This is a genomic window from Pseudoxanthomonas yeongjuensis, assembly GCF_010093345.1.
In the GTDB taxonomy this organism is placed as follows: Bacteria; Pseudomonadota; Gammaproteobacteria; order Xanthomonadales; family Xanthomonadaceae; genus Pseudoxanthomonas_A; species Pseudoxanthomonas_A yeongjuensis.
This window is the reverse complement of sequence record NZ_PDWT01000011.1, coordinates 1-24,398: the sequence shown is the minus strand read 5'-3', so window position 1 is coordinate 24,398 and position 24,398 is coordinate 1. Positions and strand designations below refer to the sequence as shown.

Annotated in this window: 24 protein-coding genes and 2 pseudogenes; 18 read left to right on the top strand and 8 right to left on the bottom strand. The window is 65.8% G+C overall.

The window, feature by feature from the left end:
* Nucleotides 1-139: 139 nt before the first annotated feature.
* From rnk to CSC74_RS16695, 3 genes are all read left to right on the top strand, one after another.
* A complete protein-coding gene (rnk, locus tag CSC74_RS16705; RefSeq protein WP_162315641.1) occupies nt 140-586 on the top strand; it encodes a nucleoside diphosphate kinase regulator in 447 nt (148 codons plus the stop codon).
* 67 nt (nt 587-653) lie between these two features.
* A complete protein-coding gene (locus tag CSC74_RS16700; protein WP_162315640.1) occupies nt 654-1,634 on the top strand; it encodes a transaldolase in 981 nt (326 codons plus the stop codon).
* A complete protein-coding gene (locus CSC74_RS16695) occupies nt 1,631-2,272 on the top strand; it encodes a hypothetical protein (protein ID WP_162315639.1) in 642 nt (213 codons plus the stop codon). Before CSC74_RS16700 ends, CSC74_RS16695 begins: the two co-directional genes overlap by 4 nt.
* A gap of 105 nt (nt 2,273-2,377) precedes the next feature.
* Here the strand turns inward: CSC74_RS16695 and CSC74_RS16690 are convergent, their stop codons facing one another.
* Together CSC74_RS16690 and CSC74_RS16685 are read right to left on the bottom strand one after the other, a co-directional pair.
* The gene (locus CSC74_RS16690) at nt 2,378-2,659 is read right to left on the bottom strand and encodes a putative signal transducing protein (RefSeq protein WP_162315638.1); all 282 of its coding nucleotides are present in this window, start codon (nt 2,657-2,659) and stop codon (nt 2,378-2,380) included.
* A gap of 27 nt (nt 2,660-2,686) precedes the next feature.
* Nucleotides 2,687-3,372: pseudogene (locus CSC74_RS16685) on the bottom strand (glutathione S-transferase family protein).
* Between the two features lie 82 nt (nt 3,373-3,454).
* Here CSC74_RS16685 and CSC74_RS16680 point away from each other — a divergent pair.
* The 6 genes from CSC74_RS16680 to CSC74_RS16655 all read left to right on the top strand — a co-directional run bounded on the left by CSC74_RS16680 (nt 3,455) and on the right by CSC74_RS16655 (nt 9,124).
* Nucleotides 3,455-5,224, top strand: coding sequence for a glutamine--tRNA ligase/YqeY domain fusion protein (locus CSC74_RS16680; protein ID WP_162315636.1), 1,770 nt, complete (start codon nt 3,455-3,457; stop codon nt 5,222-5,224).
* 191 nt (nt 5,225-5,415) lie between these two features.
* Nucleotides 5,416-5,865 (top strand): hypothetical protein, encoded by a 450-nt coding sequence (locus CSC74_RS16675; protein WP_162315635.1) that lies wholly within the window; start codon nt 5,416-5,418, stop codon nt 5,863-5,865.
* Nucleotides 5,865-6,428 (top strand): nucleoside deaminase, encoded by a 564-nt coding sequence (locus tag CSC74_RS16670; protein WP_162315634.1) that lies wholly within the window; start codon nt 5,865-5,867, stop codon nt 6,426-6,428. The genes CSC74_RS16675 and CSC74_RS16670 overlap by 1 nt, the downstream gene beginning before the upstream one ends.
* A 114-nt stretch (nt 6,429-6,542) precedes the next feature.
* The gene (gene rlmM, locus CSC74_RS16665) at nt 6,543-7,595 is read left to right on the top strand and encodes a 23S rRNA (cytidine(2498)-2'-O)-methyltransferase RlmM (RefSeq protein WP_162315633.1); all 1,053 of its coding nucleotides are present in this window, start codon (nt 6,543-6,545) and stop codon (nt 7,593-7,595) included.
* A 121-nt stretch (nt 7,596-7,716) separates the two neighbouring features.
* Nucleotides 7,717-8,052: a hypothetical protein gene (locus CSC74_RS16660; protein ID WP_162315632.1), complete on the top strand. Its 336-nt coding sequence runs from the start codon at nt 7,717-7,719 to the stop codon at nt 8,050-8,052.
* 349 nt (nt 8,053-8,401) lie between these two features.
* Nucleotides 8,402-9,124, top strand: coding sequence for a hypothetical protein (locus tag CSC74_RS16655; protein WP_162315631.1), 723 nt, complete (start codon nt 8,402-8,404; stop codon nt 9,122-9,124).
* A 176-nt stretch (nt 9,125-9,300) separates the two neighbouring features.
* Here the strand turns inward: CSC74_RS16655 and CSC74_RS16650 are convergent, their stop codons facing one another.
* Nucleotides 9,301-10,494: a UbiH/UbiF family hydroxylase gene (locus tag CSC74_RS16650; protein WP_162315630.1), complete on the bottom strand. Its 1,194-nt coding sequence runs from the start codon at nt 10,492-10,494 to the stop codon at nt 9,301-9,303.
* A complete protein-coding gene (gene ubiH / locus CSC74_RS16645; protein WP_162315629.1) occupies nt 10,491-11,714 on the bottom strand; it encodes a 2-octaprenyl-6-methoxyphenyl hydroxylase in 1,224 nt (407 codons plus the stop codon). Before ubiH ends, CSC74_RS16650 begins: the two co-directional genes overlap by 4 nt.
* Nucleotides 11,715-11,785: 71 nt before the next feature.
* Here ubiH and CSC74_RS16640 point away from each other — a divergent pair, with 71 nt between their 5' ends.
* From CSC74_RS16640 to CSC74_RS16600, 9 genes and pseudogenes are all read left to right on the top strand, one after another.
* Nucleotides 11,786-12,385, top strand: a complete 600-nt coding sequence (locus CSC74_RS16640; RefSeq protein ID WP_162315628.1) for a hypothetical protein — start codon at nt 11,786-11,788, stop codon at nt 12,383-12,385.
* A 20-nt stretch (nt 12,386-12,405) separates the two neighbouring features.
* Nucleotides 12,406-12,960 carry a cob(I)yrinic acid a,c-diamide adenosyltransferase gene (locus tag CSC74_RS16635; RefSeq protein WP_162315627.1) on the top strand — a complete coding sequence of 185 codons (555 nt, stop codon included), beginning with the start codon at nt 12,406-12,408 and terminating at the stop codon, nt 12,958-12,960.
* Nucleotides 12,961-12,985: 25 nt separating this feature from the next.
* The gene (locus tag CSC74_RS16630; RefSeq protein WP_162315685.1) at nt 12,986-13,909 is read left to right on the top strand and encodes a histone deacetylase family protein; all 924 of its coding nucleotides are present in this window, start codon (nt 12,986-12,988) and stop codon (nt 13,907-13,909) included.
* Between the two features lie 388 nt (nt 13,910-14,297).
* Nucleotides 14,298-16,763 (top strand): LPS assembly protein LptD, encoded by a 2,466-nt coding sequence (lptD, locus tag CSC74_RS16625; protein ID WP_162315626.1) that lies wholly within the window; start codon nt 14,298-14,300, stop codon nt 16,761-16,763.
* Between the two features lie 5 nt (nt 16,764-16,768).
* Nucleotides 16,769-18,115: a peptidylprolyl isomerase gene (locus tag CSC74_RS16620; protein ID WP_162315684.1), complete on the top strand. Its 1,347-nt coding sequence runs from the start codon at nt 16,769-16,771 to the stop codon at nt 18,113-18,115.
* Nucleotides 18,116-19,099 (top strand): 4-hydroxythreonine-4-phosphate dehydrogenase PdxA, encoded by a 984-nt coding sequence (gene pdxA, locus CSC74_RS16615; protein ID WP_162315625.1) that lies wholly within the window; start codon nt 18,116-18,118, stop codon nt 19,097-19,099.
* Between the two features lie 107 nt (nt 19,100-19,206).
* Entirely contained in the window at nt 19,207-20,007 is an 801-nt protein-coding gene (rsmA, locus tag CSC74_RS16610) for a 16S rRNA (adenine(1518)-N(6)/adenine(1519)-N(6))-dimethyltransferase RsmA (RefSeq protein ID WP_162315624.1), read from the top strand.
* A gap of 24 nt (nt 20,008-20,031) precedes the next feature.
* Nucleotides 20,032-20,412, top strand: coding sequence for a Co2+/Mg2+ efflux protein ApaG (apaG, locus tag CSC74_RS16605; RefSeq protein WP_162315623.1), 381 nt, complete (start codon nt 20,032-20,034; stop codon nt 20,410-20,412).
* A gap of 13 nt (nt 20,413-20,425) precedes the next feature.
* A pseudogene (locus CSC74_RS16600) lies at nt 20,426-21,253 on the top strand (symmetrical bis(5'-nucleosyl)-tetraphosphatase); the annotation flags it as partial.
* Between the two features lie 125 nt (nt 21,254-21,378).
* Here CSC74_RS16600 and CSC74_RS16595 read toward each other — a convergent pair.
* The 4 genes from CSC74_RS16595 to CSC74_RS16580 all read right to left on the bottom strand — a co-directional run bounded on the left by CSC74_RS16595 (nt 21,379) and on the right by CSC74_RS16580 (nt 24,331).
* Complete coding sequence (locus tag CSC74_RS16595) at nt 21,379-21,903, bottom strand: dihydrofolate reductase (RefSeq protein ID WP_162315621.1); 525 nt, start codon at nt 21,901-21,903, stop codon at nt 21,379-21,381.
* Nucleotides 21,904-21,906: 3 nt separating this feature from the next.
* Entirely contained in the window at nt 21,907-22,701 is a 795-nt protein-coding gene (locus CSC74_RS16590) for a thymidylate synthase (protein ID WP_162315620.1), read from the bottom strand.
* Entirely contained in the window at nt 22,698-23,609 is a 912-nt protein-coding gene (lgt, locus tag CSC74_RS16585; RefSeq protein ID WP_162315619.1) for a prolipoprotein diacylglyceryl transferase, read from the bottom strand. The genes CSC74_RS16590 and lgt overlap by 4 nt, the downstream gene beginning before the upstream one ends.
* Nucleotides 23,610-23,839: 230 nt before the next feature.
* Nucleotides 23,840-24,331: a TPM domain-containing protein gene (locus tag CSC74_RS16580; protein WP_162315618.1), complete on the bottom strand. Its 492-nt coding sequence runs from the start codon at nt 24,329-24,331 to the stop codon at nt 23,840-23,842.
* Nucleotides 24,332-24,398 lie beyond the last annotated feature (67 nt).

Sequence of the window (24,398 nt, the reverse complement as noted above, 5' to 3'; positions counted from 1 at the left end):
CGGGCTACGGTTGCAGCACAACCTGTAACCCGATGGGCGGCGCGGCAACGCGGCGCCCTTTTTCCTATCCGCTATTCCCCATTCTGATATTTTCCTTTCGGATACTTTCCTTCAGATACCCGCTTCAAGGAGCAAGAAAATGCAAACCGCACCCACCAGTGGCCTTCCCCCTTCGGTAATCGCGCCAGCGATCGTCGTCTCCAGTCGCGATTTCAATCGCCTCGAGCAACTATTGGACTCCCCCGCACTGCGCCGCCACCCGGCCGCCATGGCCTTGAACGAGGAACTCGCCCGCGCCGAAGTAGTGCCTCCGGACAAGGTTCCTGCAGGCGTGGTCACCATGCATTCCACCGTCGAATGCGAAGACGAAATCACCCACGACCGGCACACCCTGACCCTGGTCTATCCGAACGAAGCCAACGTGGGCACCGGGCATGTATCGATCCTGGCGCCGGTCGGTAGCGCCTTGCTGGGTCTTTCTCTGGGCCAGAGCATCGACTGGGCCGCGCCCGATGGCCGCAAGTTGCGCTTGCGTGTGACCAACGTCCGCTATCAACCCGAGTCCAGCGGCGACTTCAACCGCTGATTTCGACCGCCGATCCACGCCGGACGCAAGGCATGCTTGCGCCGTCCACCCCACCACAGGAATACCGGTGAACTCCAACTCCGCCCTCCCCTCGAAACTCCAGCAACTCCGCGAACTTTCCGTCGTGGTCGCCGATACCGGCGACTTCGAAGCGGTCAGGCGCCTGCGCCCGGTCGATTGCACCACCAATCCGACCCTGGTGCGCAAGGCACTCGACCTGCCGGTCTATGCCGAAGCCATCGACAGGGAACTGGCCTGGGCGCGCACCCAATCCGGCGACCGCGCGGCGCTGGTCGGAGAAGTGGCGGACCGCTTGACCATCGCGGTCGGCTCGGCGCTGGCAGGACTGATTCCCGGCCGCGTCTCGACCGAAGTGGACGCCGACCAGGCCCACGACACCGAAGCCACGGTGCGCAAGGCGCACAAGTTCATCGACATGTACGCGCAGCGCGGCATCGGCCGCGAACGCGTGCTGATCAAGGTCGCCGCCACCTGGGAAGGCGTGGAAGCCGCACGCCGGCTGCAGCGCGACGGCATCGACTGCAACCTGACCTTGATCTTCAACCGCACCCAGGCCCTGGCCTGTTCGGAAGCCGGCGCCTTCCTGATTTCCCCCTTCGTCGGCCGCATCCTCGACTGGCACGTGGCCCGCGGCGATACCCCGGCCAGCATCGACGTCGATCCCGGCGTGGTGTTCGTGCGCGGGGTCTATGACGAATTCAAGCGTCGCGGCTCTGCCACCGTGGTGATGGGCGCCTCGTTCCGTTCCACCGCGCAGATCGAGGCGCTGGCCGGCTGCGACCGCCTGACCATCTCGCCGGACCTGCTGGAGAAGCTGGAGGCGGAAACCGGCGAACTGCCGCGCAAGCTGGCGCCGGGCAAGGTCGAAGCCACCACCCATGCGCCAATCGATGGCGCGCGCTTCGCCGAAGACCTCGCCGCCGATGCCATGGCCACGGAAAAACTGCGCGACGGCATCGCCGCCTTCGCCAAGGACCTGGCAGGACTGCGCCAGACCCTCGCCGAGCGCCTGTCCGCCACCGCGTGAACCTGCGCAACTTCCTGGTCGCCTGTCTGGTGCTGGGCGTGCTGGGCTGGTGGTTCTCGCCGCACTCGCCGCGCAGGGCGACCGCGCCCGCCGGCGTCGCCAGCAACAACGGATGTCCCCTGCCGCCTCGCGTCGGCAGCGACGATGCGCCACTGCAGACCGAAGTGCCCGCCTCGATGCCGCCGTTCGCGCTGCGGGCCGCGAGCTTGAAACCACTGGCGGGTTTCAGCATCCAGGCGCGCGTGCTGTCGCGCGAGGATTACCGGATGGGCCGCGAGGCGGATCTTTCACCGACCGACCTGGCGCTGGGCTGGCACCGGATGGCGGAAGATGAGGTCTTGTCGAAGCTGTCGATGTCGCAATCGGTCCGTTTCTTCAGCTATCGCTGGGAAAACCAGCCACCGCTGCCACCGGAAGAAATCCGGATCAGCGCAGCGAACATGCACATGATCCCGGCCAACGACACGGTGGCGCAGGCATTGGCCGACGTACGCAAGGACGACCACGTGCGCATCGACGGCTGGCTGGTGGAAGCCACCGCGCCCGACGGCTGGCGCTGGCGCAGTTCCACCACCCGTGAGGACACCGGGGGCGGCGCCTGCGAAGTGGTTTATGTGTGTGCGATCGCCCGGCAATAAACCGTGGCGCCCATGCATGTAAATGCGGCATGTAGGAGCGACGCAAGTCGCGAAGCCCCTGCTTGCGGAATATCCATTCGCGACTTGCGCCCCGTAGGAAGTCCCCTAGGGGGACGTCGCTCCTACGGATCCGGGAGGCAGTTCATCCAGCTCACCCGACGCGTTATCCTCCTCCGCCACGTCCTGCGACAGCACCTGCAGGCACGCGTTCGCCTGCTCCTCGTAGCCATCGGGAACGCAGACCCGCAACACGCCGAACAGCGGCAACTCGCCGGCCCCGCCCAGCAGCGATTCGCCGAGCACGAACACCGGCAGGCCCGCCTGCTCCAGCAGGTGCTTGGCGAGGTGGGCATCGAACAGGTCGCGGGCGCGATAGACGACTTGCATGGCGGATCTTCCTTCTGCAACCGGGCCTTAGGGTAACGCTATCCCTGCGCCGCCCGCGTGAGCGCCTCGGTGGCCGCGATGCGCTCTTCCTCGCGCGCGGCTTCCTCGCGCCACTGGTGGAAGGCGGGTAGTCGCTGCAAGGCGCCGGCATATCCGCGTGCGACCTCATCCATCGGCACGCCGTAGCCCAGGAAGCGGATCGCCACCGGCGCGTACATCGCGTCGACGATGCCGAACTCCCCGCACAGGAACTCTCCATCGCCGGCATGGCGCGCGCGCAACTCGGCCCACAGGCGCTGGACACGATCGATGTCGGCTTGCGCCTGCGCATCCCAGCGATAGGCGTCGGGTTGACGATGGCTGTTCATCGGCAACTGCGTGCGCAGCGCGGTGAAGCCCGAATGCATTTCAGCGGCGGCGGCGCGCGCCTGGGCCCGGGCGGCGCGATCCCGGGGCCAGCCGGCGCTAGCCAGCCAGCGCTCGTTGGCGTATTCGCAGATCGCCAGCGAATCCCAGATCGTCAGCCCGTCGTCGATCAACACCGGCACCCGCGCGGTGGGCGACCAGCGGCCGATGTCGCGCTGGAATTCCGGCGTGTCCAGCAACAGGCGCTGCTCCTCGAATTCCACCCCGGAATGCCGCAGCAGCAGCCACGGACGCAAGGACCAAGAGGAGTAGTTCTTGTTGCCGATGACCAGGATCGGGGAAGCCATGCCGTTGCTCCGGGGAAAGTGCATGCAGGATAGCCTCCGGCAGGTCGGCTAAACTGTGCGCCCCTTGTCCGGCGTCTCCCGCATGTCCGCTGCGCCTACCGCTCCTGCTTCCCACGACCCGCACGCCAACCCGGCCGCACCGGGGGAGAAGCACGACTTCATCCGCCAGATCGTCCGCGAGGACCTGGCCAGCGGCAAACATGCGGCCATCCATACGCGCTTTCCGCCGGAACCCAACGGCTACCTGCATATCGGCCACGCCAAGGCGATCTGCCTGAACTTCGGCATCGCCGGCGAGTTCAGCGGCACCTGCAACCTGCGCTTCGACGACACCAACCCGGCCAAGGAGGATCCCGAGTTCGTCGCCGCGATCCAGGACGACGTGCGCTGGCTGGGTTACGGATGGGCGTCGTTGCGCCACGCCTCGGATTATTTCGATGTGTATTACCTGGCGGCGGAAAAGCTCATCCGCGACGGCCTGGCCTACGTGGACGACCTGGATGCGCAGGCGATGCGCGAATACCGCGGCACCCTGACCGCACCCGGCCGCGAGTCGCCGTTCCGCGACCGTCCGGTGGAAGAGAACCTCGACCTGTTCCGGCGCATGCGCGCGGGCGAATTCCCCGACGGCACGCGCACCCTGCGGGCGAAGATGGACATGGCCAGCGGCAACATGAACCTGCGCGACCCGGCGTTGTACCGGATCAAGCACGTCGAGCACCAGAACACCGGAAATGCCTGGCCGATCTATCCGATGTACGACTACGCCCACGCCCTGGGCGACGCGATCGAGGGCATCACCCATTCGCTGTGCACGCTGGAGTTCGAGGACCACCGCCCGCTGTACGACTGGTGCGTGGACAACGTGGCGCTGACTTCGCACCCGGAACTGCTGCAGCCGCTGCTCGACCGCGGCCTGCCGAATGAGGCCGCCAAGCCGCGGCAGATCGAATTCTCCCGCCTCAACATCAACTACACGGTGATGAGCAAGCGCAAGCTGACCACCCTGGTCGGCGAAAAACTGGTCGACGGCTGGGACGACCCGCGCATGCCGACCCTGCAGGGGCTGCGTCGTCGCGGCTACACGCCGGCCGCGTTGCGCCTGCTGGTCGACCGGGTCGGCATCAGCAAGCAGAATTCGCTGATCGACTTCAGCGTGCTCGAAGGCTGCCTGCGCGACGACCTGGATGCCGCCGCGCCGCGGCGCATGGCGGTGATCGAGCCATTGAAACTCGTGCTGGCCAACTTGCCTGAAGACCACGACGAGACGCTGACATTTTCCAATCATCCCAAGGACGAGTCCTTCGGCAAGCGCGGGATCCCGTTTTCGCGTGAACTGTGGATCGAGCGCGAGGATTTCGCCGAAGCGCCGCCGAAAGGTTTCAAGCGCCTCATTCCCGGCGGCGAAGTGCGCCTGCGCGGCGCCGGCATCGTGCGCTGCGATGAAGTGGTGAAGAACGACGCGGGCGAAGTGATCGAACTGCGTGGTTGGCTGGATCCCGAATCGCGTCCCGGCATGGAAGGCGCCGAGCGCAAGATCAAGGGCACCATCCACTGGGTCAGTGCGAAGCATGCCGTACCCGCCGAGATCCGCCTGTACGACCGGCTGTTCTCGGTGCCGGATCCGGACGACGAGTCGGAAGGCAAGACCTACCAGGAATACCTGAATCCGGATTCGCGCGCATCGGTGCGCGGCTATGTGGAACCCGCGGCAGCGGTGGCCACGCCAGAACAGTCGTTCCAGTTCGAGCGCACCGGCTACTTCGTCGCCGATCGCCGCGACCACCGCGCGGAGGCGCCGGTGTTCAACCGCAGCGTGACGTTGCGGGATACGTGGGCGGCGAAAAGCTGATGTTGCGAATCCGCATGGATTTCTGTGCGCATCCACCGGCATCGAAGATTCATGCGGCCGCGGCAATAATTCGACCGTCATTCCCGCGAAGACGGGAACCCAGCGACTTTGCATTCCAAGCATGCAAGTCACCGGATCCCCGCCTTCGCGGGGACGACGACTGATTTTTTCCGGTTTTCGGGAGACTCACCATGCGCTTCCTCGCCACATTGACCGCATCCCTCGCCATCGCGCTCTCACTGACTGCGTGTGCGGCCCCCGCGCCCACACCGCCAGCCACCGGCAATCTCGCCGGGCAGACGCCGCCCCCGCCACCGGCCTCCCCGACGGCACCGCCGAAGTCCACGCCTTATCCGCCACGCGTGGTGCCGAAAGCAGTGGCTGTCGACTCGAGTTGCAAAACCAGCGCCGATTGCGCGGTCAAGAATGTCGGAAACTGCTGTGGCGCGATGCCGGCCTGCGTCAACAAGGACAGCCCGACCGATCCGGCCGCGGTGCAGGCTCAATGCCAGGCCAAGGGCATGGCGGGCATCTGCGGTTTTCGCGAGATCACCGCCTGCCAGTGCGACAACGGCCAGTGCGTGTCGGCCGGACCGGCCAATCCCGAACCTTCCTCCGATCCCGCTGAACCGGTGCGCTGATGATCTATGCACAAATCCACCTGACCTTGCCGGCCTGGGTGCATGAAACCGTCGATGCGTCGCTGGCGTACGCAAGCGACGCGGACAAGGTGGCACTGGCGATCGAACTATCGCGCATCAACATGGAAGCCGCCACCGGCGGGCCGTTCGGCGCGGTGGTGTTCGGCCCGGACGACCGCATCATCTCGGTCGGCGTGAACCGCGTGCTGCCGCAGAACACCTCGCTGGCCCACGCCGAGAACATGGCCTACATGCTGGCCCAGCAGCGCCTGCAGACCGCGCGGCTCAACGAGCGCGTCGGTGGCACCGTGACCCTGGCCACGTCCTCGCAACCCTGCTGCCAGTGCTATGGCGCCACCGTCTGGGCCGGCATCGACCGCCTGTTGATCGGTGCGCGTGCAGAGGACGTAATGGAACTGACCGAATTCGACGAAGGTCCGCTGCCCGCCGACTGGATCGGCGAACTGCAGAAGCGCGGCATCGAGGTGGTCCGCGACCTCAACCGCGATGCCGCACGCGAAGTGCTGCGGGTGTACGGCGAGCACGGCGGCCAGCGTTATTGACGCCCATCTCCCCGTAGGAGCGGGCCTTGCCCGCGATGCCTTTGCGGCACTGGCGGGAGAGCATCGCGGGCAAGGCGATGCAAGAGCATCGCGGGCAAGGCCCGCTCCTACGCCATGACCGGCCTGCTTTGCTATTGCCGCCAGGGTTTCGAGCCCGAGCTTGCCGCCGAGTTGGGCGAACGCGCCGCACACGCCGGCCATCCCGGTTACGCGCGCACCGAGCGCAACAGCGCGCATGTGGTTTTCGTCTGCGACGACGGCGCCGCGCTTTCGCAGGCCTTGCCGTGGCGCGAATTGATCTTCGCGCGGCAGAAACTGCAGTTGATCGCCGAACTGCGCAGCCTGGACCCGAAGGACCGCATCACCCCGATGCTGGCCGCACTGGTCGGACAGGCACGCTTCGGCGACCTGTGGGTGGAGCATCCCGATTCCGATTCCGCAAAACCGCTGGCCGGGCTCGCGCGCAGTTTCGGCAATGCCCTGCGCCCCGCGTTGCGTAAGGCCGGGCTGATGACGGACAAGGAAAATCCGAAGCTGCCACGATTGCATGTGGTCTTCGTGGACGGCGATCATGCCTTCCTGTGCATCGCCGACCCGCGCGACAGCTCGCCATGGCCGCTGGGCATCCCGCGCCTGAAGTTGCTGTCCGATGCGCCCTCGCGTTCGGCGCTGAAGCTGGAAGAAGCGCTGCTGACCCTGCTCGACGGCGAGGAGCGCGAGGTCCTGCTGAAAGCCGGCATGACCGCCGCCGACCTCGGCGCCGCGCCGGGCGGATGGACCTGGATCCTCACCCGCCACCACCTGCGCGTCACCAGCGTGGACAACGGGCCGCTGCGCCAGAACGTGATGGACAGCGGGCTGGTCGAACACCTGCGCGCGGACGGCTTCCAGTGGAAGCCATCGCAACCGCTGGACTGGATGGTCTGCGACATGGTCGAACAACCGCGCCGCGTGGCCGGGCGCATGGCCACCTGGTTCCGCGAAGGCTGGTGCAGGCATGCGGTGTTCAATCTCAAACTGCCGATGAAGAAGCGCTGGGACGAGACCCGGCTATGCCTGGACCTGTTCGCGGAACAAGCGGAAAGGCCGGTATCAGTCCGGGCCAGGCAGCTGTATCACGACCGCGAGGAAATCACCGTGTTCGCCAGTACCCGCCACCCATCCTGACCCCCCCCCCGTAGGAGCGGGCCTTGCCCGCGATGCTGTTGTCAGGATTTCCGCAAGAGCATCGCGGGCAAGGCCCGCTCCTACGACGTCCGGGGATCGTTCTCTTTGGAGGATTTAGCACATGGCCGCAACCTGGATCACCATCGCCGCTTCCTCGCTGCCGGAAATCATCCGCATGGCGCGACCGCTGTTCACGCGCACGCCGCCGGTCGACAACAGCCATCAGCAACGCATGGACGTGATCGGCGAGCAGATCGCCGAACTGCAGGACGCGGCCACGCAGAATGCGGATTCGATCAGGAAGCTCGCCACCGACATGCAGAAAACCATCGAGGTCCTACAGGTGGGTGCAGACCAGGCCGAGCGCCGGCTGCGCCGCGCCAACCAGATGGTATTGATCGCGACGACCATCGCGGTCCTGGCCTTTGCGCTGGCCGCCTACGCACTGGCGAATTGAGCCCAATCGCCCCGAGCGGACTTCCTTCGGGGCATAGGCTCGAGCTTGCCCGGGCCAATAAAAGCCATGAAGTATCCGGCAGACTCGCATGCTGCAATGCACGGCCAGCCAGGCAAGCGCGTCCCGCATCAAGTGCAAAAGCTTTCTTTTGAAGCGGATCAATGCTGATCAATGCGGATAGGACTTTATCCGTGGTTATCCGCCCTTATCCGTGTCCAAATGATTCTCTTGGCCAGAGCGTCCGGGCAAGCCCGGATCTCCAAGGCGATGCGAACCGTGTCCATCAGGCCGGGTCTCACTTCCTGCAACCCCACAGTGGCAATATGCTTCCCAGACGAGGACAACCGCCATGCAAGCCATCGAACTCAAGGACCCGGCCGGGTTCGCCGAGGAATTCCTGCGACTGACCCTGCTGCAGGGCTTCCAGTCGCTGACCAAGCGCGACCTGGAATTGTTGATCTTCGTGCTGCTGGAACGCGATGGCGCCATCGCCCGCAGCGAATCCAACTTCGCCGTCGCTTCGCGCCTGCGGGTCACTCCGGCCAAGGTCAAGGCGCTGCGCCGCGACGGCTATGCGCGCTGGCGCGCGCTGGTGCCCGAGGAAAGCGATGCGGCCCTGCAGCGCATCGTCGCCACCGTGCTGACCGAGGCCAACCTGCGTTCCGGGGCCAAGCACGTCAGCGAGCGCAGCAAGAAGGAAGGCTTCCTGGCGATCCGGATCGAGCACCCGGACGACCAGCAGCAATTCGAGCAGGCCATCCTCGATGTCGGCGCGCTGCCGGTGTACGAACGCAACCGCGATGTGGTCGCGGTGCGCTTCGACACTCTGCTCAAGATCGCCGAGAAATGGGGCTACCTGCAGCCCGACCCCAAGGCGATCGCCGCCGAGTTGAACAAGCTCTCGCCCGCCGCCGAAGAAGTCGCCGACTTGCTGAAGAAGGATCTGACCAAGCTGCGCTGGCAGGAAGTGCGCAACGCGCTCAACAGCCTGGGCGCGAAGGCGATCGCGAGCACCGCCGAGGGCGGATTGAAGGGATTGTTGAAGATCGTGTTCCCGTTCATTCCGGGTTGAAGCCTTGTCGCTTGTCATGACCAGCCCTTCGGCTGATGAAAGCCCTGCGAATAGCTCGTCATTCCCGCGAAGGCGGGAATCGCTCTTTTCATCAGATCGCAACAATCTGACCCAGGGGGCAAGAGCAAGAGCGATTCCCGCCTTCGCGGGAATGACGACCGGCGCTGCCTACATCGCTACAAGCCGGACGCTCGCCGCCAGAACATATTCGCCAGCGGTGGCAATTTTCCCGCCACGCCCAAGGCGAGTCCGCGCAGCAAGGTCGCATGCATCTCGTCGTTGGAGAACACCCTATTGATGCCATCGAACGCATACGCGGCTGCCGCGTTCTCGCTGCGGCACTGCCGCGACCAGCGCGCAAGCCGATGCGGCGAGGCCCAGTCGGCGCGGCGCGATCGCGCATCGGCGATGGCGTCGCGCAACCGCGCCACATCGCGCAGGCCCAGGTTCACGCCCTGCCCGGCCAGCGGATGGACCACGTGCGCCGCGTCGCCGATCAGCAGCACCTTGCCGGCGTTGCTGGATTCCGCCAGCTGACGCCGCAACGGGAAGGCTGCACGCTTCGAAACGACGCGCACCTCGCCCAGCCGCGCCTCGAATGCGTTGCCCAGTTCACGATTGAACGCGACATCATCCAGGGCTAGCGCCCGTACCGCTTCTTCCTCAGGCAATGTCCAGACGATCGAGCTGCGACCCCCAGTGAAAGGCAGGAACGCGAGCGGCCCGCCCGGCAGGAACCGCTGCCATGCCGTAGCCTCGTTCGATTCCTCCGTTTCCACGAAAGCCACCACCCCGCGCTGCCGGTAGTCGTGCGTGGCAACCTGCACCCCCGCCAGTTCGCGCAGCGTGGAATCGGCGCCATCGGCGGCGATCGCGAGTCGCGCCTCGAGGCGGCTGCCATCGTCCAGGCGCAGGCGCACGCCGCCCGCGTCCGTCGAATCGATATCCTGTTCCATCGATTCGACCCGTGCCGGGCAGTGCAGTTTCACCCCTGCCGCAGACAGGGCCGCCCACAAGCGATCCACCAGCAGGTTGTTCTCGACGATCCAGCCGAGCTGGTCGCGGCCCAGCATGTCCGCGTCGAAGGAAAGTTCACCACCGCCGGAGGCATCCCAGACCCGCATGCGTCGATAAGCCTGTGCACGAGCGGCGCGCACGGAATTCCATACGCCCAGCTCGTCCAGCAGCGTGGCGTTGTCGGGTGCGAAGGCGTATACGCGCAGGTCCGGGGCATCGGCGGACCAGCGCACCGGCTCGCGGCCTTCGACCAGGGCGACCTCAAGGCCGAGTTCCGCCAGCGCCAACGCGCAGGCCGCGCCGACCACACCACCGCCGACCACCACTGCATCGGAACGACCGCGCCGGCTCATCGCAGCGGCTCCCGACACAACTCCGGCACATCGCCGCGGAAACCCATCGCCCCACCGACCAGCATCGATTGCAACGCAGCGGAATTGTCCGCCGCCAGCAGCCCCAGGCTGCGCAGCGGGCGCAACAGCGGCGACGCGTTGCCGGTGACGCGGGCAAGGCCATCGGAGAATTCCAGCGTGCGTCGCCGGTCCTCGTGGCGACGCTGCGAATAAGCCTGCAGCAATGAATCCGTGCCCGGATCTTCGGCATGTCCGATCAGTTCGGCCAGGGTCAGCGCATCGCGCAGGCCGAGATTGAAACCCTGCGCGCCGATCGGATGGATGGTCTGCGCGGCATTGCCCAGCAGCACCGCGCGCGAGGCGGTCGTGCGCTCGGCGACCACCTTGATGATGGGATAGGTGCTGCGTTCGCCGCTGGCGAGGAACCGGCCCACGCGCCAACCGAAGGCATGCTGGATGCGTGCGAGCCAAGCGGCTTCGTCGAGCGCGGCGACTTCCTCGGCACGTTCGCGTGCGACTCCGTGGACCACGCCGAAATGGCGGTCGCCGCGCGGCAGCAATGCGGTCGGGCCGTGTTCGCCGAAACGTTCGTAGGCAGTGCCGTCCGGTGCCCGTTCGGCACGCATGCGCGCCACGAACAGGGTCTGCTGGTAGTCGTGCTCGCTGGCGGCGATACCCAGGGCCTCGCGCACGCCACTGCGCGTGCCATCCGCAGCGACGACCAGGCGTGCGGAGATTTCGCGTTCACCGCTGTCATCGGCGATGCGGATGCTGCGCGAGCCGTCATTCGAGTCACCGAAGCCGATAAACCGGGCCGGACGATAGCGCGTGAGCCGCTCCAGCTCCGACAGCCGTGCCTCCAGCGCCTCACCGAAGTCGCGCGCCACCACCACCTGGCCGAAGGCCTCGCGCCCGTAATCGCCCGCTTCCAGCCGGGTGCTACCGAAATCGCCCTGGCGGCTGACATGGATGCGGCGGATCGGCCCGGTCGGCGCGCGCAACTTCTGCATCACCCCGAGGGCGGTGAGTGCGTTGATCGTGGCGCCGGCGAAACTGAGGTTGCGCTGGTCGAACACGGCAGGCATCACCCCGGCCGGGGTGGCCTCGACCAGGCCCGCCTGCAGACCCGTGCGGTCCAGGGCTATGGCCAGGCTGGCGCCGACCAGGCCGCCGCCCACGATCAGCACGTCGTGTCTTTCCTTCTTGTGCGTTTCCGTCATCCGGCCATGATAAGCCCGCTGCCATGGCCGCTCCGTTAGAATGGCCGCCTGGCTTCCCGGAAACATCGCCCATGAACAGTACTGCCCAGCGCGCCACCGTCTTCGCCCTGCTCGTCCTGCTGCTGGTTTCGACCCGCCTGAACCTGCCTACCGCGGTCACCCACTTCGGACCGGTGCCGGATGCTTCCTGGGCGGCGTTCTTCCTCGGCGGTTTCTACCTGCGCGCCTGGACGCGCTGGGCGTTCCCGGTCTTCATGGGCCTGGCCGTGCTGGTGGACTACGTGGTGATCAGCGGCCAGGGCATGGATTTCTTCGCCCACTACTGCATGTCGGCGGCGTACTGGTTCCTGGTGCCGGCCTATTTCGCGCTCTGGTTCGGCGGCATGCTGACCCGTCGCGTGTACAAGGAAGCCAACGGCAAGGCGCTGGCCGTGCTGGTCGCCAGCCTGGTCGGCGCGGTGCTTGCCTGCCACCTGCTCAGCCAGGGGAGCTTCTACTGGATCAGCGACAGCGTGGCCCAGCCCAGCTTCGCCGGCTGGTGGAAGAACTACAGCGACTGGCTCCCGTCCTACCTGCGCACCACTGCGATCTATGTCGGCCTGGCGGTCATCGTCCATGTCGGCGCGACCCAGGCGGCGCGTCTGCGCGCGCAGGCCCGGGCCACGCGCTGAGTCGCGCATGAGTCGCGACCATGGGTAACCGCCTTTCGAAGATCTATACCCGCACCGGCGACGACGGCAGCACCGGCCTGGGCGACGGCACCCGCACCGGCAAGGATTCGGCGCGGGTCAATGCCTACGGCACGGTGGACGAAGCCAATTCCACCCTCGGCGTGGTCCTGGCCACACAGCTGCCCGACGACATCCGCAAGCTGCTGACCACGGTGCAGCACCAGCTTTTCGATCTCGGCGGCGAGTTGTGCATTCCCGGCCATGCGGCGATCGAATCCGAAGACATCGATGCGCTGGAACGCCATCTGGACCATTACAACGAAGCCCTGCCGCCGCTGAAGGATTTCATCCTCCCGGCCGGCGGCGAAGCGGCGGCGCGTTGCCATCTGGCCCGCACCATCGTCCGCCGCGCCGAACGCGAAACCGTGGCCCTGGCCCGCGACGAGGCGGTGCGCCCGGAAGCGATCCGCTACCTCAATCGCCTATCCGACCTGCTGTTCGTGCTAGCGCGGGTGCTGGCGCGCGCCGATGGCCAGGGCGAAGTGCTGTGGAACCACGACCGCCGCCACGGCTGAGTCCGAGCCTGTCCGCCTGTCCGACGTGATCATCTTCACCCATCCCGCCTGCCTGGCCCACGACCCCGGCCCGGAACATCCGGAACGACCACAGCGGCTCGAAGCGGTGCTGGCGGGGTTGCGCGAAGTCCACGGCGATCTCGACTGGCGCGAGGCGCCGCTGGCCAAGCTCGGCGACCTGCGCCGCGTGCATTCCGAATCGCTGTTGCGCGAGGTGCTGGAAAGCGACTTCGACGGTTACCGCATGCTCGACCCGGACACGGTGATGGGGCCGGGTTCGCGCGCCGCGGCCTTGCGCGCGGCCGGGGCTGCGGTGGCCGCAGTCGACGCGGTCATGCTGGGAATGGAAGGAAAAAACGGCAGCACTACCGCCTTCTGCGCGGTGCGTCCCCCCGGGCATCACGCCACCAGAGACACCGCGATGGGCTTCTGCTTGCTCAACAATATCGCCGTGGCCGCCGCGCACGCCTGCGACAGCCATGGGCTGGAACGGATGGCGATCGTCGATTTCGACGTGCACCACGGCAACGGCACCCAGGCCATCTTCTGCAACGATCCGCGCGTGGCTTATTTCAGCACCCACGAATCGGGTCTCTATCCCAACAGCGGCCTGCCCCAGGAGCGTGGAGTCGGCAATGTGTTCAACAGCCTGTTGCCGCCGGGCAGCGGCGGCTTCCGTTTCCGCAACGTCTGGGCCGATGTACTGCTGCCGGAGCTGGACGCGTTCCGTCCACAACTGCTGCTGATCTCGGCCGGGTTCGATGCCCACATGCGCGACCCGCTGGCCGACCTGATGCTGGAAACCGAGGATTTCGCCTGGCTGACCCGGGAACTGCGCGCGGTCGCCCGTCGCCATGCTTTTGGCCGCGTCGTCTCCTTGCTGGAGGGCGGCTACGACCTGGAAGCCCTGCGCGAATGCAGCGTGGCGCATGTGAACGAGCTGCGCTAAGGAACCCTTGCGCACGCATTGCACAAAGCAGGAAAAGCAGGGCCTTCGGACACGGATCAGAGCGGAAAGACAGATACGGCATTTGCTTGATCCGCGGTTTCCGCTCTGATCCGTGTCCAGGAGAAGCGCTGGATAATTCCCTCTTTCGCGTCCATTGGGCTGCTGAAGCTCCTGCGTGAGCCGCTAGCCGGGGAGCGGTTCCCGATTCCGGCTACCGGTTTGCGCGGGGGAAACGACACCCGGACCCTCCCTGAGCTGCCACCAGGCCGGGCCATTGGGTTCAGGATGAACCCCACCCGAAACCATTCCCCGCTTTTCATTGCCCGTATCCCGGGGATACGGCAAGCTAGCGGCCGCTTTCGACCTCTTCGACGGAGCCTTGCACCGCGTGCGCCCAGTCCTTCGCCTGCTACCGCTGCCGTTCACCATCGCCTTGTGCCTGCCGGCCTTCGCTGCGGACGATAAACCCGACAACTGGGACCTGTGCCCCATACACGACGCCATTCCGTCCTTCGATGACGCCAGCACTCCGAAATCGGGCGACAACTCCGCCCAGGCCCGTGCAGAACGCGCCGAGCAGACGACCGCCATCGAAGGCGACGAACTGGGCGGCACCGAGCAGAATCTGGATTACAAAGGCAATGTCATCCTGCGTCGCGGCGACCAGTACCTTAATGCCGACAACCTCAGCTACGACCAGGACGACAACACCTACGTCGCCGACGGCAATGTCCGCTACCAGGACAGCAGCATGCGGGTCATCGCGTCCCGGGCCTCCGGCAACCAGGATACGGACACCCACAAGATCGAGGACGTGCAGTACCAGCTGGTTTCCCGGCGCGGCAATGGCGGCGCCGACAGCATCGACCTCAATGGCGCCAAGGGGCGCTTGAACGGCTCGACCTATTCCACCTGCGATCCCAGCCAGCGCGTGTGGGAATTGCGTTCCGACCACATCGACGTCGACAGCGACGAAGGCTGGGGCGTGGCCCGCGGCGCGACCATCCGCATCGGCAAGGTGCCGGTGCTGTACGTGCCCTGGATCAAGTTTCCCATCGACGACCAGCGCCACACCGGCGTGCTGTATCCGACCATCAGCAATTCGGGCCGCAACGGCTTCGACTACCGTCAGCCGATCTACCTGAACCTGGCGCCGAACTACGACGCGACCCTGACCCCGCGCTACATGAGCAACCGGGGACTTTCGCTGGGCGGGCAATTCCGCTACCTGTACAAGGGCGGCCGCGGCACCTTCGACGGCAACTGGATGCCCAGCGACGACCTGCTGCAGGAACGCGCCGATGAGCCCGGATTCAATCCGGCGCTCAACCCGGACCCGGACGACGCCCGCGGCCTGTTCCGCTATTCCGGCTACCACAACATCGACCGCAACTGGCAGGCGCGCGCCAACCTGATCTGGATCAGCGATCCGCGCTACCTGGAGGATTTCAGCAACTCGCTGTACGGCGTCTCCGCTTCTTCGATCACCAGCACGCTGGGCGTCTACGGTCGTGGCCAATACTGGAATGCCGGAATCATGGCCGACAGCTGGCAACGCGCCGATTACCAGCTGAGCGAAAATTCTCTGCCCTACAACCGTCTGCCGCGCCTTTTCCTCAACTGGGACCAGCCATTGGGAAATCTGCTCAGGGTTGGCTTGCAGGCTGAAACGGTGCGCTTCCAGCACGATAAAAAAGGCGATGGCAGTCGCCTGGACCTGAAGCCGTACGTTTCCCTGCCGCTGCAGGGAGCTTCCTGGTACATCACCCCGACCCTGGCCTGGCGTTACACCGACTACCAGTTGGACGGCGACCTGGCCGATTCCATCGCAGAGCAACGCGCCAACGCATACGTCGCAGCCAATGGCGGGACGGTGACGCCCGCGCTGATCGCCGGCTATCGCGACGCTTCACCCAGCCGCAATCTGCCGATCGGATCGCTGGATGCCGGCCTGTTCTTCGACCGCGACACCGAGATCAGAGGCAAACGTTTCCTGCAGACGCTCGAGCCACGGCTGTTCTACCTGAATGCGCCTTACCGCGACCAGGACAACATTCCGCTCTTCGATACACGCCCCTTCACTTTCAGCTGGGGCCAGCTGTTCCGCGACAATCGCTACTCCGGCCCGGACCGGCAAACCGATGCCAACCAGCTGACCGTGGCCATGACCAGCCGCCTGATACGCCAGGCCGATGGGCACGAAAAACTGTCGGCAAGCCTGGGGCAGATTTTCTATTTCGATGAATCGCGGGTCACGGTCCCGGGTGAAATACCGGTGGAAAGCGGGAAGTCCGCCTGGGTCGCCGATGCCAACTACTCGATCAACGACCGCTGGACCATGGGTGCTTCCTACCAATGGGACCCCAAGTTCCGCCACGAAGACCTGGTCAGCCTGCGCACGCGCTACCTGGTCGGTAACGATGGGGTGATCAACTTCGGTTACCGCTACCGCCGCGACCTGCTCAAACAGGCGGATTTCTCGTTCCTGTATCCGGTCACGCCTTCCTGGAGCGTCGTGGGCCGCTATTACCGCTCCTTCTACAAGGATGCGAGCGTGGTCCCCGAAGTCGAGCCCAAGCTGCTCGAAGCCATCGCCGGCGTGCAGTGGGACAGCTGCTGCCTGGCGGTGCGCCTGCTCGCCCGCCGCTACGTGCGCAATCGCGACGGCGACATGAACAATGCGCTGCAGGTCGAATTCGTACTCAAGGGTCTCGGTTCGGCCGGCCAGGACACGGAGCGCACCCTGCGCCGTGCTATTCTCGGCTACTACCGCGACGACCTCTATCTCGTCCCGCCAAGCAACACCACGCCGGACCCTGACGACAACGATTCCGGCCCGGACCCACTCCCATGAAGACTATGACTCCCCGACTTTTCCTCGCCGGCCTGATCGCCGCCTTCGCGATGGCCGCGCCCGTGGCCGCGCAAAACCTGCAACCGCTCGACCGCATCGCCGCGGTGGTCAACGAAGACGTGATCCTGCAAAGCGAACTGGACCGCGCGGTGAAGAACGTGACTGCGCAATACGCCAATCAGCCGGGCCAGCTGCCGCCGCAGAACGTGCTGGAGCGGCAGGTACTGGAACGACTGATCCTGATGAAGCTGCAGGTCGCGCGCGCCGCCGAAACCGGGATCAGGGTCAGCGACGACGAATTGAACAATGCGGTCGCCGGCGTCGCCCAGCAGAATGGCGTCAGCGTCGACGCGCTGCGCCAGAAACTGGCCGGCGAAGGTCTGTCTTTCGCCGATTTCCGCAGTTCCATCCGCGATGAGATCATCGTCCAGCGCATGCGCCAGAGCTTCGCCCAGAGCCGGATCCAGGTCAGCGAAGGCGAAGTCGACGCGGCGCTCGCCGCGCAGACCAGCGGCGGCCCCCAGTACCATCTGGCCCACATCCTGATCGGCGTGCCCGAAGGGGCGACCGCCGAACAGATCGCCACCGGCCAGAAGAAGGTCGAAGGCGTGAAGGGCCTGATCGACAAGGGCGAGCTGGATTTCTCCGCCGCCGCCGTACGCTATTCCGACAGTCCCAATGCCCTGGAAGGCGGCGACCTGGGCTGGCGCAGCCTGGATGAGATCCCGCGCGCCTTCGCCGACATGCTCAAGGGCATGAATGCGGGCCAGGTGGTCGGCCCGATACGCGGCCCCAGCGGCTTCCAGTTGCTGAAACTGGTGGAAACCCGCGACGCCAGCCAGGCGGCGGCCAAGACCATCACCGAATACCACGCCCGCCACATCCTGGTACGCGTCACCCCGGTGCAGGACGCCGCCGCGGCCAAAGCCAAGATCGATACCCTGCGCGCGCGCATCGCCGGCGGCGCCGATTTCGTGGAAGTCGCCAAGGAGTCCTCCGAGGACGCCAACAGCAAGGCCGACGGCGGCGACCTGGGCTGGTTCGAGGGCAACGCCTTCGGCCCGGCCTTCGGCAAGGAAGTGGTCGGCACCGCCGACGGCCAGGTTTCCCAGCCTTTCCGCACCGAGGCCGGCTGGCACATCGTGCAGCGGATCGGCGAACGCCAGACCGACGTCACCAATTCCACCCAGCGCGCCCAGGTGCGCGAGACCATCGGTCGCCGCAAGCTGGAAGAGGAATACAACCGCTACCTCCAGGAAATGCGTGGCGAAGCCTATGTCAACGTCCGCAACGGCGTCGAAGAAGCGCCCGCGGCAACGCCGGTCGCAACACCCGCCGCAACCGGCGGCTGAATGATTCCGCGGCTCGCGCTCGTCCCGGGCGAGCCGGCCGGCATAGGTCCGGAATTGTGCGTGCGGCTGGCGCAACAGCCGCGCGGCGATTGCCGGCTGCTGGCTTTCGCCGACCCCGACACCTTGCGTGCCGCGGCGCAGGCGCTGTCGCTTCCCCTGCAATTGCTTGAAGCCACCCAGGTGGCCCGCGAAGCCGGCGACCTCTGCCTGCATCCGGTCGCCAACGCTGCCGCCAGCCATTTCGGCGACACCGATCCACGCAATGCCCGCGCGGTCATCGATGCCCTGTCCCTCGCTTCCGATGTCTGCCTGCGCGGCGAGTTCGATGGCCTGGTGACCGGCCCGGTGCACAAGGCGGCGATCAACGCGGGCGGCATCGCCTACTCCGGCACCACCGAACTGCTCGCGCAGCGCGCCGGCTGCGAAGTGGTGATGATGCTGGCCAACGACATCGTCCGCGTCGCCCTGGCCACCACCCACCTGCCCTTGCGCGCCGTCGCCGATGCGGTCACCGCCGAAAAACTGCTCCAGTCCCTTCGCATCACCCACCATGCCCTGCGCAGCGATTTCGGCATCGCCGACCCGGTCATCGCCGTGCTCGGCTTGAACCCGCATGCGGGCGAAGCCGGACACCTGGGGCGCGAGGAGATCGAGGTGATCGAACCCGTGCTGGCCGGCCTGCGCGGCGAAGGCATGCGCCTGGTCGGTCCGTTGCCCGCCGACACCGCCTTCCTGCCGCAGAAACTGGTCGGCTTCGACGCGGTGCTGGCCATGTACCACGACCAGGGACTGCCGGTGCTCAAGTACAGCGGTTTCGAGCGTGCGGTGAACCTGACCCTGGGCCTGCCCTACCCGCGCGTCGCCGTCGACCATGGCACCGCGCTGGAACTCGCGGGCAAGGGCATCGCCAATCCCTCCAGTCTGTTCGCCGCTGTGGAAACCTGCGCGCGCATAGCGGAAAACAGAAAAGGCAGGAGCCTTTAGACACGGATCGGAGCGGAAACCACGGATAAAGCAAACGCTGTATCTGTCTTTTCCGCTCCGATCCGTGTCCAAAGGCCTTTCGCTTCGCCTTGCCGCATAATGCAGGCATGTCACACTTCAAGGCCCCGCCGAAGAAATCCCTCGGCCAGCACTTCCTCACCGACCGCGGCATGATCGAGATGATCGTGCTGGCGGTGAATCCGCAGCCCGGCGACCGCCTGGTCGAGATCGGTCCGGGCCAGGGCGCGATCACCCTGCCCCTGCTGAGGAAGCACGGCGAACTCACCGCCATCGAGTTCGACCGCGACCTGGTGGTTCCGCTTTCGCAGGCCGCGCATGGCGTCGGCCAGCTGACCGTGATCCACAAGGACGTGCTGGAAGTGGATTTCACCCGCCTCGCCGGCGAAGGAAAACTGCGCCTGGTCGGCAACCTGCCCTACAACCTGTCCTCGCCGATCCTGTTCCATGCGCTGGACCACGCCGCGGTGGTTCGCGACATGCACTTCATGTTGCAGAAGGAAGTCGTCGACCGCATGGCGGCCGGCCCCGGCAGCAAGGTCTACGGGCGCCTGAGCGTGATGCTGCAGGCGTATTGCACGGTCACCGCCCTGTTCGACGTGCCGCCGGCCGCTTTTCGGCCACCGCCGAAAGTGGATTCGGCGGTGGTGCGGCTGGTACCGCACGCGGCGGAAAGCATCGGCATCGACGATCCGAAACGCTTCGCCGACGTCGTCCGCGCCGCCTTCGGCCAACGGCGCAAGACCCTGCGCAATGCGCTGATGGGGGTCTGCACCACCGCGCAGATCGAAGCCGCCGGCCTGCGCGCCGATGCGCGTGCGGAACAGGTGGAAGTGGCCGGTTTCGTGCGCCTGGCCAACCTCGCGCCCGACGCACAGGTCGAACCCTGAGCCGGCTTTGCATACACTGTCGGCATGAATTCCGCCGACTACGCCATCGCCATCGACGTAGCCACCCGCTTCCTCGATGAGCAATCCGAACCCGGGGACGGACGCTACGTGTTCGCCTACACCATCCATATCCGCAACCGCGGCAGGGTGCCCGCACGCCTGATCGACCGCCACTGGGTCATCACCGACGCCAACGGCAAGGTCCAGGAAGTGCGTGGCGAGGGCGTGATCGGCGAACAGCCCTGGCTGCGCCCCGGCGATGATTTCGAGTACACCTCCGGTGCGGTGCTGGAAACCGCACTGGGCACCATGCATGGCAGCTACGGCATGCTGGCCGACGACGGCACCCGCTTCGAGGCGCCGATCGCGGCTTTCACCCTCTCCGTTCCGCGCACGGTCCACTGAGGGACGACCGCGCATGAGCGTCTGGGCCATCGGCGATCTGCAAGGCTGCTACGACGCTACCCAGCGCCTGCTGGAACGCCTGCGCTTCGATCCCGCCAGCGACAAGCTGTGGTTCTGCGGCGACCTGGTCAACCGCGGCGGCCAGTCGCTGGAAACGTTGCGCCTGGTGCATTCGCTGCGCGCCAACAGCGTGGTCGTGCTCGGCAACCACGACCTGTCGCTGCTCGCCATCGGCGAACGCACCCCGGACGAACAGCGCAAGGTCAACCCCGACCTGCAACGCGTGGTGCTGGCCGACGATCGCGACGAATTGCTGACCTGGCTGCGCATGCAGGAACTGCTGCATGTGGACCGCGAACTGGGCTGGATGATGATCCATGCCGGCCTCGCGCCGAAGTGGACGACCACATTGGCGGAAAAGCATGCGCGTGAAGTGGAACGGCAACTGCACGGCGACGGCTATCGCAAGCTCTTCCGCAACATGTATGGCGACAAGCCCAACTGGTCGCCGCAGCTGGCCGGCTACGACCGCTCGCGCGCCATCATCAACATCCTGACCCGGATGCGCTATTGCACCCCGCGCGGGCGCATGGCGATCGAGGAAAAAGGCGCGCCGGGCATGCAGGCGCAGGGCCTGTATCCCTGGTACGAAGTGCCCGGACGGGCGCAGCGCGACCTGAAGATCGTGTGCGGCCACTGGTCCACGCTGGGCCTGATGATCGGCCACGGCGTGCACGCCATCGATACCGGCGCGGTCTGGGGCGGCAAGCTGACCGCATTGCAACTGGACACCGACGAACTGCGGCTGGTGCAGGTCGCGGGACGCGATGTGAATCCGCCGGCATGAACCTCATGCTTCCTGATCTGTAGATCCGAGCTTGCTCGGATGTTTTTCCGCAAGGATCAAGAGCATCCGAGCAAGCTCGGATCTACAAAGCCAGGACGCATCGCGGACAAGGCCCGCTCCTACGCCCCGAGGGAAGCCTCCCTGGAGGATAACAACCGTTGGTAATCGACGAACTCGAATGCGAAGGCATGCTTCGCATCCGTAGCGTGCGGCTCGCGCTTGGCCACCTTCCAGTTATCGGCATCGAATGAGGGGAAGAACGCGTCGGCGCCATCGACCACGGTATCCACGTAGGTCAGGTGAAGCCGGTCGGCCAGCGGCAGCGTCAACGCATAGATCTCAGCCCCGCCGATCACGCACAGCTCTTCGGCACCGCCTGCAAGCGCGATCTCCCGCGCTTCCTCGACCGAGGCCACTACCTGCATGCCGTCGAACGGAGCACGGCCGGACCGCGTCATCACCAGGTTCATGCGGCCCGGAAGCGCACGGCCGAGCGAATCGGCGGTCTTGCGCCCCATCAATATCGGCTTGCCCAGCGTGAGCGCCTTGAACCGCTTCAAGTCGTCGGGCAGGCGCCATGGCAGTTCATTGCCCTTGCCGATGGCCCGGTTGCGATCCATGGCGACGACCAGGGAAATCCGCATCGGTCAGACCGCCACCGGCGCCTTGATCGCCGGGTGCGGGTCGTAGCCGTGGATCCCGATGTCGTCGTAGCTGAAGGCGAACAGGTCGGTCACTTCCGGATTCAGGCGCAAGGTCGGCAAGGCGCGCGGCTCGCGTGACAGCTGTTCGCGCGCCTGTTCGTAGTGATTCGAGTACAGATGCGCATCGCCCAGCGTGTGCACGAAATCGCCCACGCCCAGGCCGCAGGCCTGCGCCACCATGTGGGTGAGCAGCGCGTAGCTGGCGATGTTGAACGGCACTCCGAGGAAGATGTCGCCGCTGCGCTGGTACAGCTGGCAACTGAGCTTGCCGTCGACCACGTAGAACTGGAACAGGCTGTGGCACGGCATCAACGCCATTTGCGGCAGGTCGGCCACGTTCCAGGCGGACACGATCAGGCGGCGCGAATCCGGATTGCGCTTGATCTCGTCCACCAGCCACTGGATCTGGTCGATTTCGCGGCCATCGGCCGTGGCCCAGCGCCGCCACTGCTTGCCGTAGACCGGTCCGAGTTCGCCATTGGCATCGGCCCACTCGTCCCAGATCCCGACCTTGTTGTCCTTCAGGTAGGCGATGTTGGTTTCGCCTTTCAGGAACCACAGCAGCTCGTGCACGATCGAGCGCAGATGCAGCTTCTTGGTCGTGACCAGAGGGAAGCCTTCGTTCAGATCGAAACGCATCTGCCAGCCGAACACGCTGCGCGTGCCGGTGCCGGTGCGGTCGGATTTCTCCGCGCCGTGTTCCAGTACATGGCGCAACAAGTCGAGGTATTGCTTCATGCGTTCTCCTTGCCGGTGCGGTCGGCTGCGGGAATGACCGGCTGCAAGGTCGGCGAGCGACGCGATCGCCACAGCCAGTAGAGACCGAGCACGACCAGCGGCACGCTCAACACCTGGCCCATGGTCAGCCAACCGAAGGCGAGATAACCGTGGTCGCCCATCTGCGCATCCGGCACGCGCACGAACTCGACCAGGAAACGGAAGCAGCCATACAGCAACGCGAACATCCCCGAGACCGCATAACGCGGTCGCGGCTTGCTGGAGAACCACCACAGCACGCAGAACATCGCCAGGCCTTCCAGCAGCGCCTGGTACAGCTGCGAGGGATGGCGGGCGAAGCGGTCCAGCGCACCGGATGCGTACGCAGCCTGCAACTGGGTCGGGTTCAGCTGCAAGGCGAGCACGTTCGGATCGGTACTGGGGAAGATCACGCCCCATCCGGCCTCGGTGTATTTGCCCCAGAGTTCGGATCCGATGAAGTTGCCGATGCGGCCGAAACCCAGGCCCGCCGGCACCAGCGGGGCGACGAAATCCATGGTGTCGAAGAAATGCATCTTCTGTTTGCGGGTCCACCACAGCGCCGCGAGCATCACTCCGAGCAGGCCGCCATGGAAGCTCATGCCGCCTTCCCACACCTTGAAGATCATCAATGGGTTGTCGAGGAAGGCGCCGAACGAATAGAACAGGATGTAGCCGATGCGTCCGCCCAGGACCACGCCGAGCATGCCGTAGAAGGCCAGGTCCGACAGTCCGTTCATGTCCACGCCCGGCAGGCGCCCGGCGCGGATGCGCTGGCGGCCCAGCCACCAGGCGGTGGCGAAGGCCAGCAGGTACATCACTCCGTACCAGTGGATCTTCAGCGGGCCGAGCGACAACGCGATCGGGTCGATCTGGTGGAGGTAGGTCATGCCGGCCTGGGATTAAGGAACAGGTCCCTATTTTGCCTGCAGGAGCGTCCCTTGGGCGCGATGCTCCCGCATCAATGCGTTCAGGAGCATCGGCGGACAAGGCCTGATTCAATCCGTGGCTGTCATTTGCCCGTAGGAGCGCCCCTTGGGCGCGATGCACTCCGATCGGATAGCGAAAGACCCAGGAGCATCGCGCCCAAGGGGCGCTCCTACGGTTCAATCCAGGGCCGTCAATCCAGGATCAACGGGAGATTGGGTAGTTCATCTTGGTCCGCGGTTCCGTCTACTTGCGGGAAATGTCCCGCCAGCAGGTCGGAGACGGCCTCGATTCCACGGATCACCGCCTGTTCCGGCTCCCCCGCCCGCAGGCGTTCTTCCATCAACAGGCAGACGCCACGCCATTGTTCGGCGCTGACCAGACCGTTCAAGCCGCGATCGGCGACGATTTCCAGTCGATGGTCGGCCAGCAGCAGATAGATCAGCACGCCGTTGTTAGCTTCGGTATCCCAGGTACGCAAGCGCGCGAACGCCGCCTCGGCACGCTGCCGCGCCTGCACTCCGCGCAGGACCATGCCCGCCGGCAATTCGGATTCCACCGCGAACATGATCTCGCCGCGATGGCGCAGTTCGCCGGTGGCGATCGCATCGGCGATGCGCCGCAGGCGGTCCTCCGGGAACAGATGCCGGGCCGAACGCGCGAAGACATGGCGAAGAAGGCGCATCACCAGCTCCCCGAAGCCCCGCCGCCGCCGGACATGCCGCCACCGCCGGACCAGCCACCGCCACCAC

Coding starts and splice junctions, on each gene's coding strand:
- CSC74_RS16655 (WP_162315631.1), top strand. CDS start 8,402: ATGCAAGCCATCGAACTCAAGGACCCGGCCGGGTTCGCCGAGGAATTC.
- rsmA (WP_162315624.1), top strand. CDS start 19,207: ATGTCACACTTCAAGGCCCCGCCGAAGAAATCCCTCGGCCAGCACTTC.
- pdxA (WP_162315625.1), top strand. CDS start 18,116: ATGATTCCGCGGCTCGCGCTCGTCCCGGGCGAGCCGGCCGGCATAGGT.
- CSC74_RS16590 (WP_162315620.1), bottom strand. CDS start 22,701: ATGAAGCAATACCTCGACTTGTTGCGCCATGTACTGGAACACGGCGCG.
- CSC74_RS16640 (WP_162315628.1), top strand. CDS start 11,786: ATGAACAGTACTGCCCAGCGCGCCACCGTCTTCGCCCTGCTCGTCCTG.
- lgt (WP_162315619.1), bottom strand. CDS start 23,609: ATGACCTACCTCCACCAGATCGACCCGATCGCGTTGTCGCTCGGCCCG.
- CSC74_RS16660 (WP_162315632.1), top strand. CDS start 7,717: ATGGCCGCAACCTGGATCACCATCGCCGCTTCCTCGCTGCCGGAAATC.
- CSC74_RS16620 (WP_162315684.1), top strand. CDS start 16,769: ATGACTCCCCGACTTTTCCTCGCCGGCCTGATCGCCGCCTTCGCGATG.
- CSC74_RS16635 (WP_162315627.1), top strand. CDS start 12,406: ATGGGTAACCGCCTTTCGAAGATCTATACCCGCACCGGCGACGACGGC.
- CSC74_RS16680 (WP_162315636.1), top strand. CDS start 3,455: ATGTCCGCTGCGCCTACCGCTCCTGCTTCCCACGACCCGCACGCCAAC.
- rlmM (WP_162315633.1), top strand. CDS start 6,543: ATGACCGGCCTGCTTTGCTATTGCCGCCAGGGTTTCGAGCCCGAGCTT.
- CSC74_RS16580 (WP_162315618.1), bottom strand. CDS start 24,331: ATGCGCCTTCTTCGCCATGTCTTCGCGCGTTCGGCCCGGCATCTGTTC.
- CSC74_RS16675 (WP_162315635.1), top strand. CDS start 5,416: ATGCGCTTCCTCGCCACATTGACCGCATCCCTCGCCATCGCGCTCTCA.
- CSC74_RS16650 (WP_162315630.1), bottom strand. CDS start 10,494: ATGAGCCGGCGCGGTCGTTCCGATGCAGTGGTGGTCGGCGGTGGTGTG.
- rnk (WP_162315641.1), top strand. CDS start 140: ATGCAAACCGCACCCACCAGTGGCCTTCCCCCTTCGGTAATCGCGCCA.
- apaG (WP_162315623.1), top strand. CDS start 20,032: ATGAATTCCGCCGACTACGCCATCGCCATCGACGTAGCCACCCGCTTC.
- CSC74_RS16595 (WP_162315621.1), bottom strand. CDS start 21,903: ATGCGGATTTCCCTGGTCGTCGCCATGGATCGCAACCGGGCCATCGGC.
- CSC74_RS16690 (WP_162315638.1), bottom strand. CDS start 2,659: ATGCAAGTCGTCTATCGCGCCCGCGACCTGTTCGATGCCCACCTCGCC.
- ubiH (WP_162315629.1), bottom strand. CDS start 11,714: ATGACGGAAACGCACAAGAAGGAAAGACACGACGTGCTGATCGTGGGC.
- CSC74_RS16670 (WP_162315634.1), top strand. CDS start 5,865: ATGATCTATGCACAAATCCACCTGACCTTGCCGGCCTGGGTGCATGAA.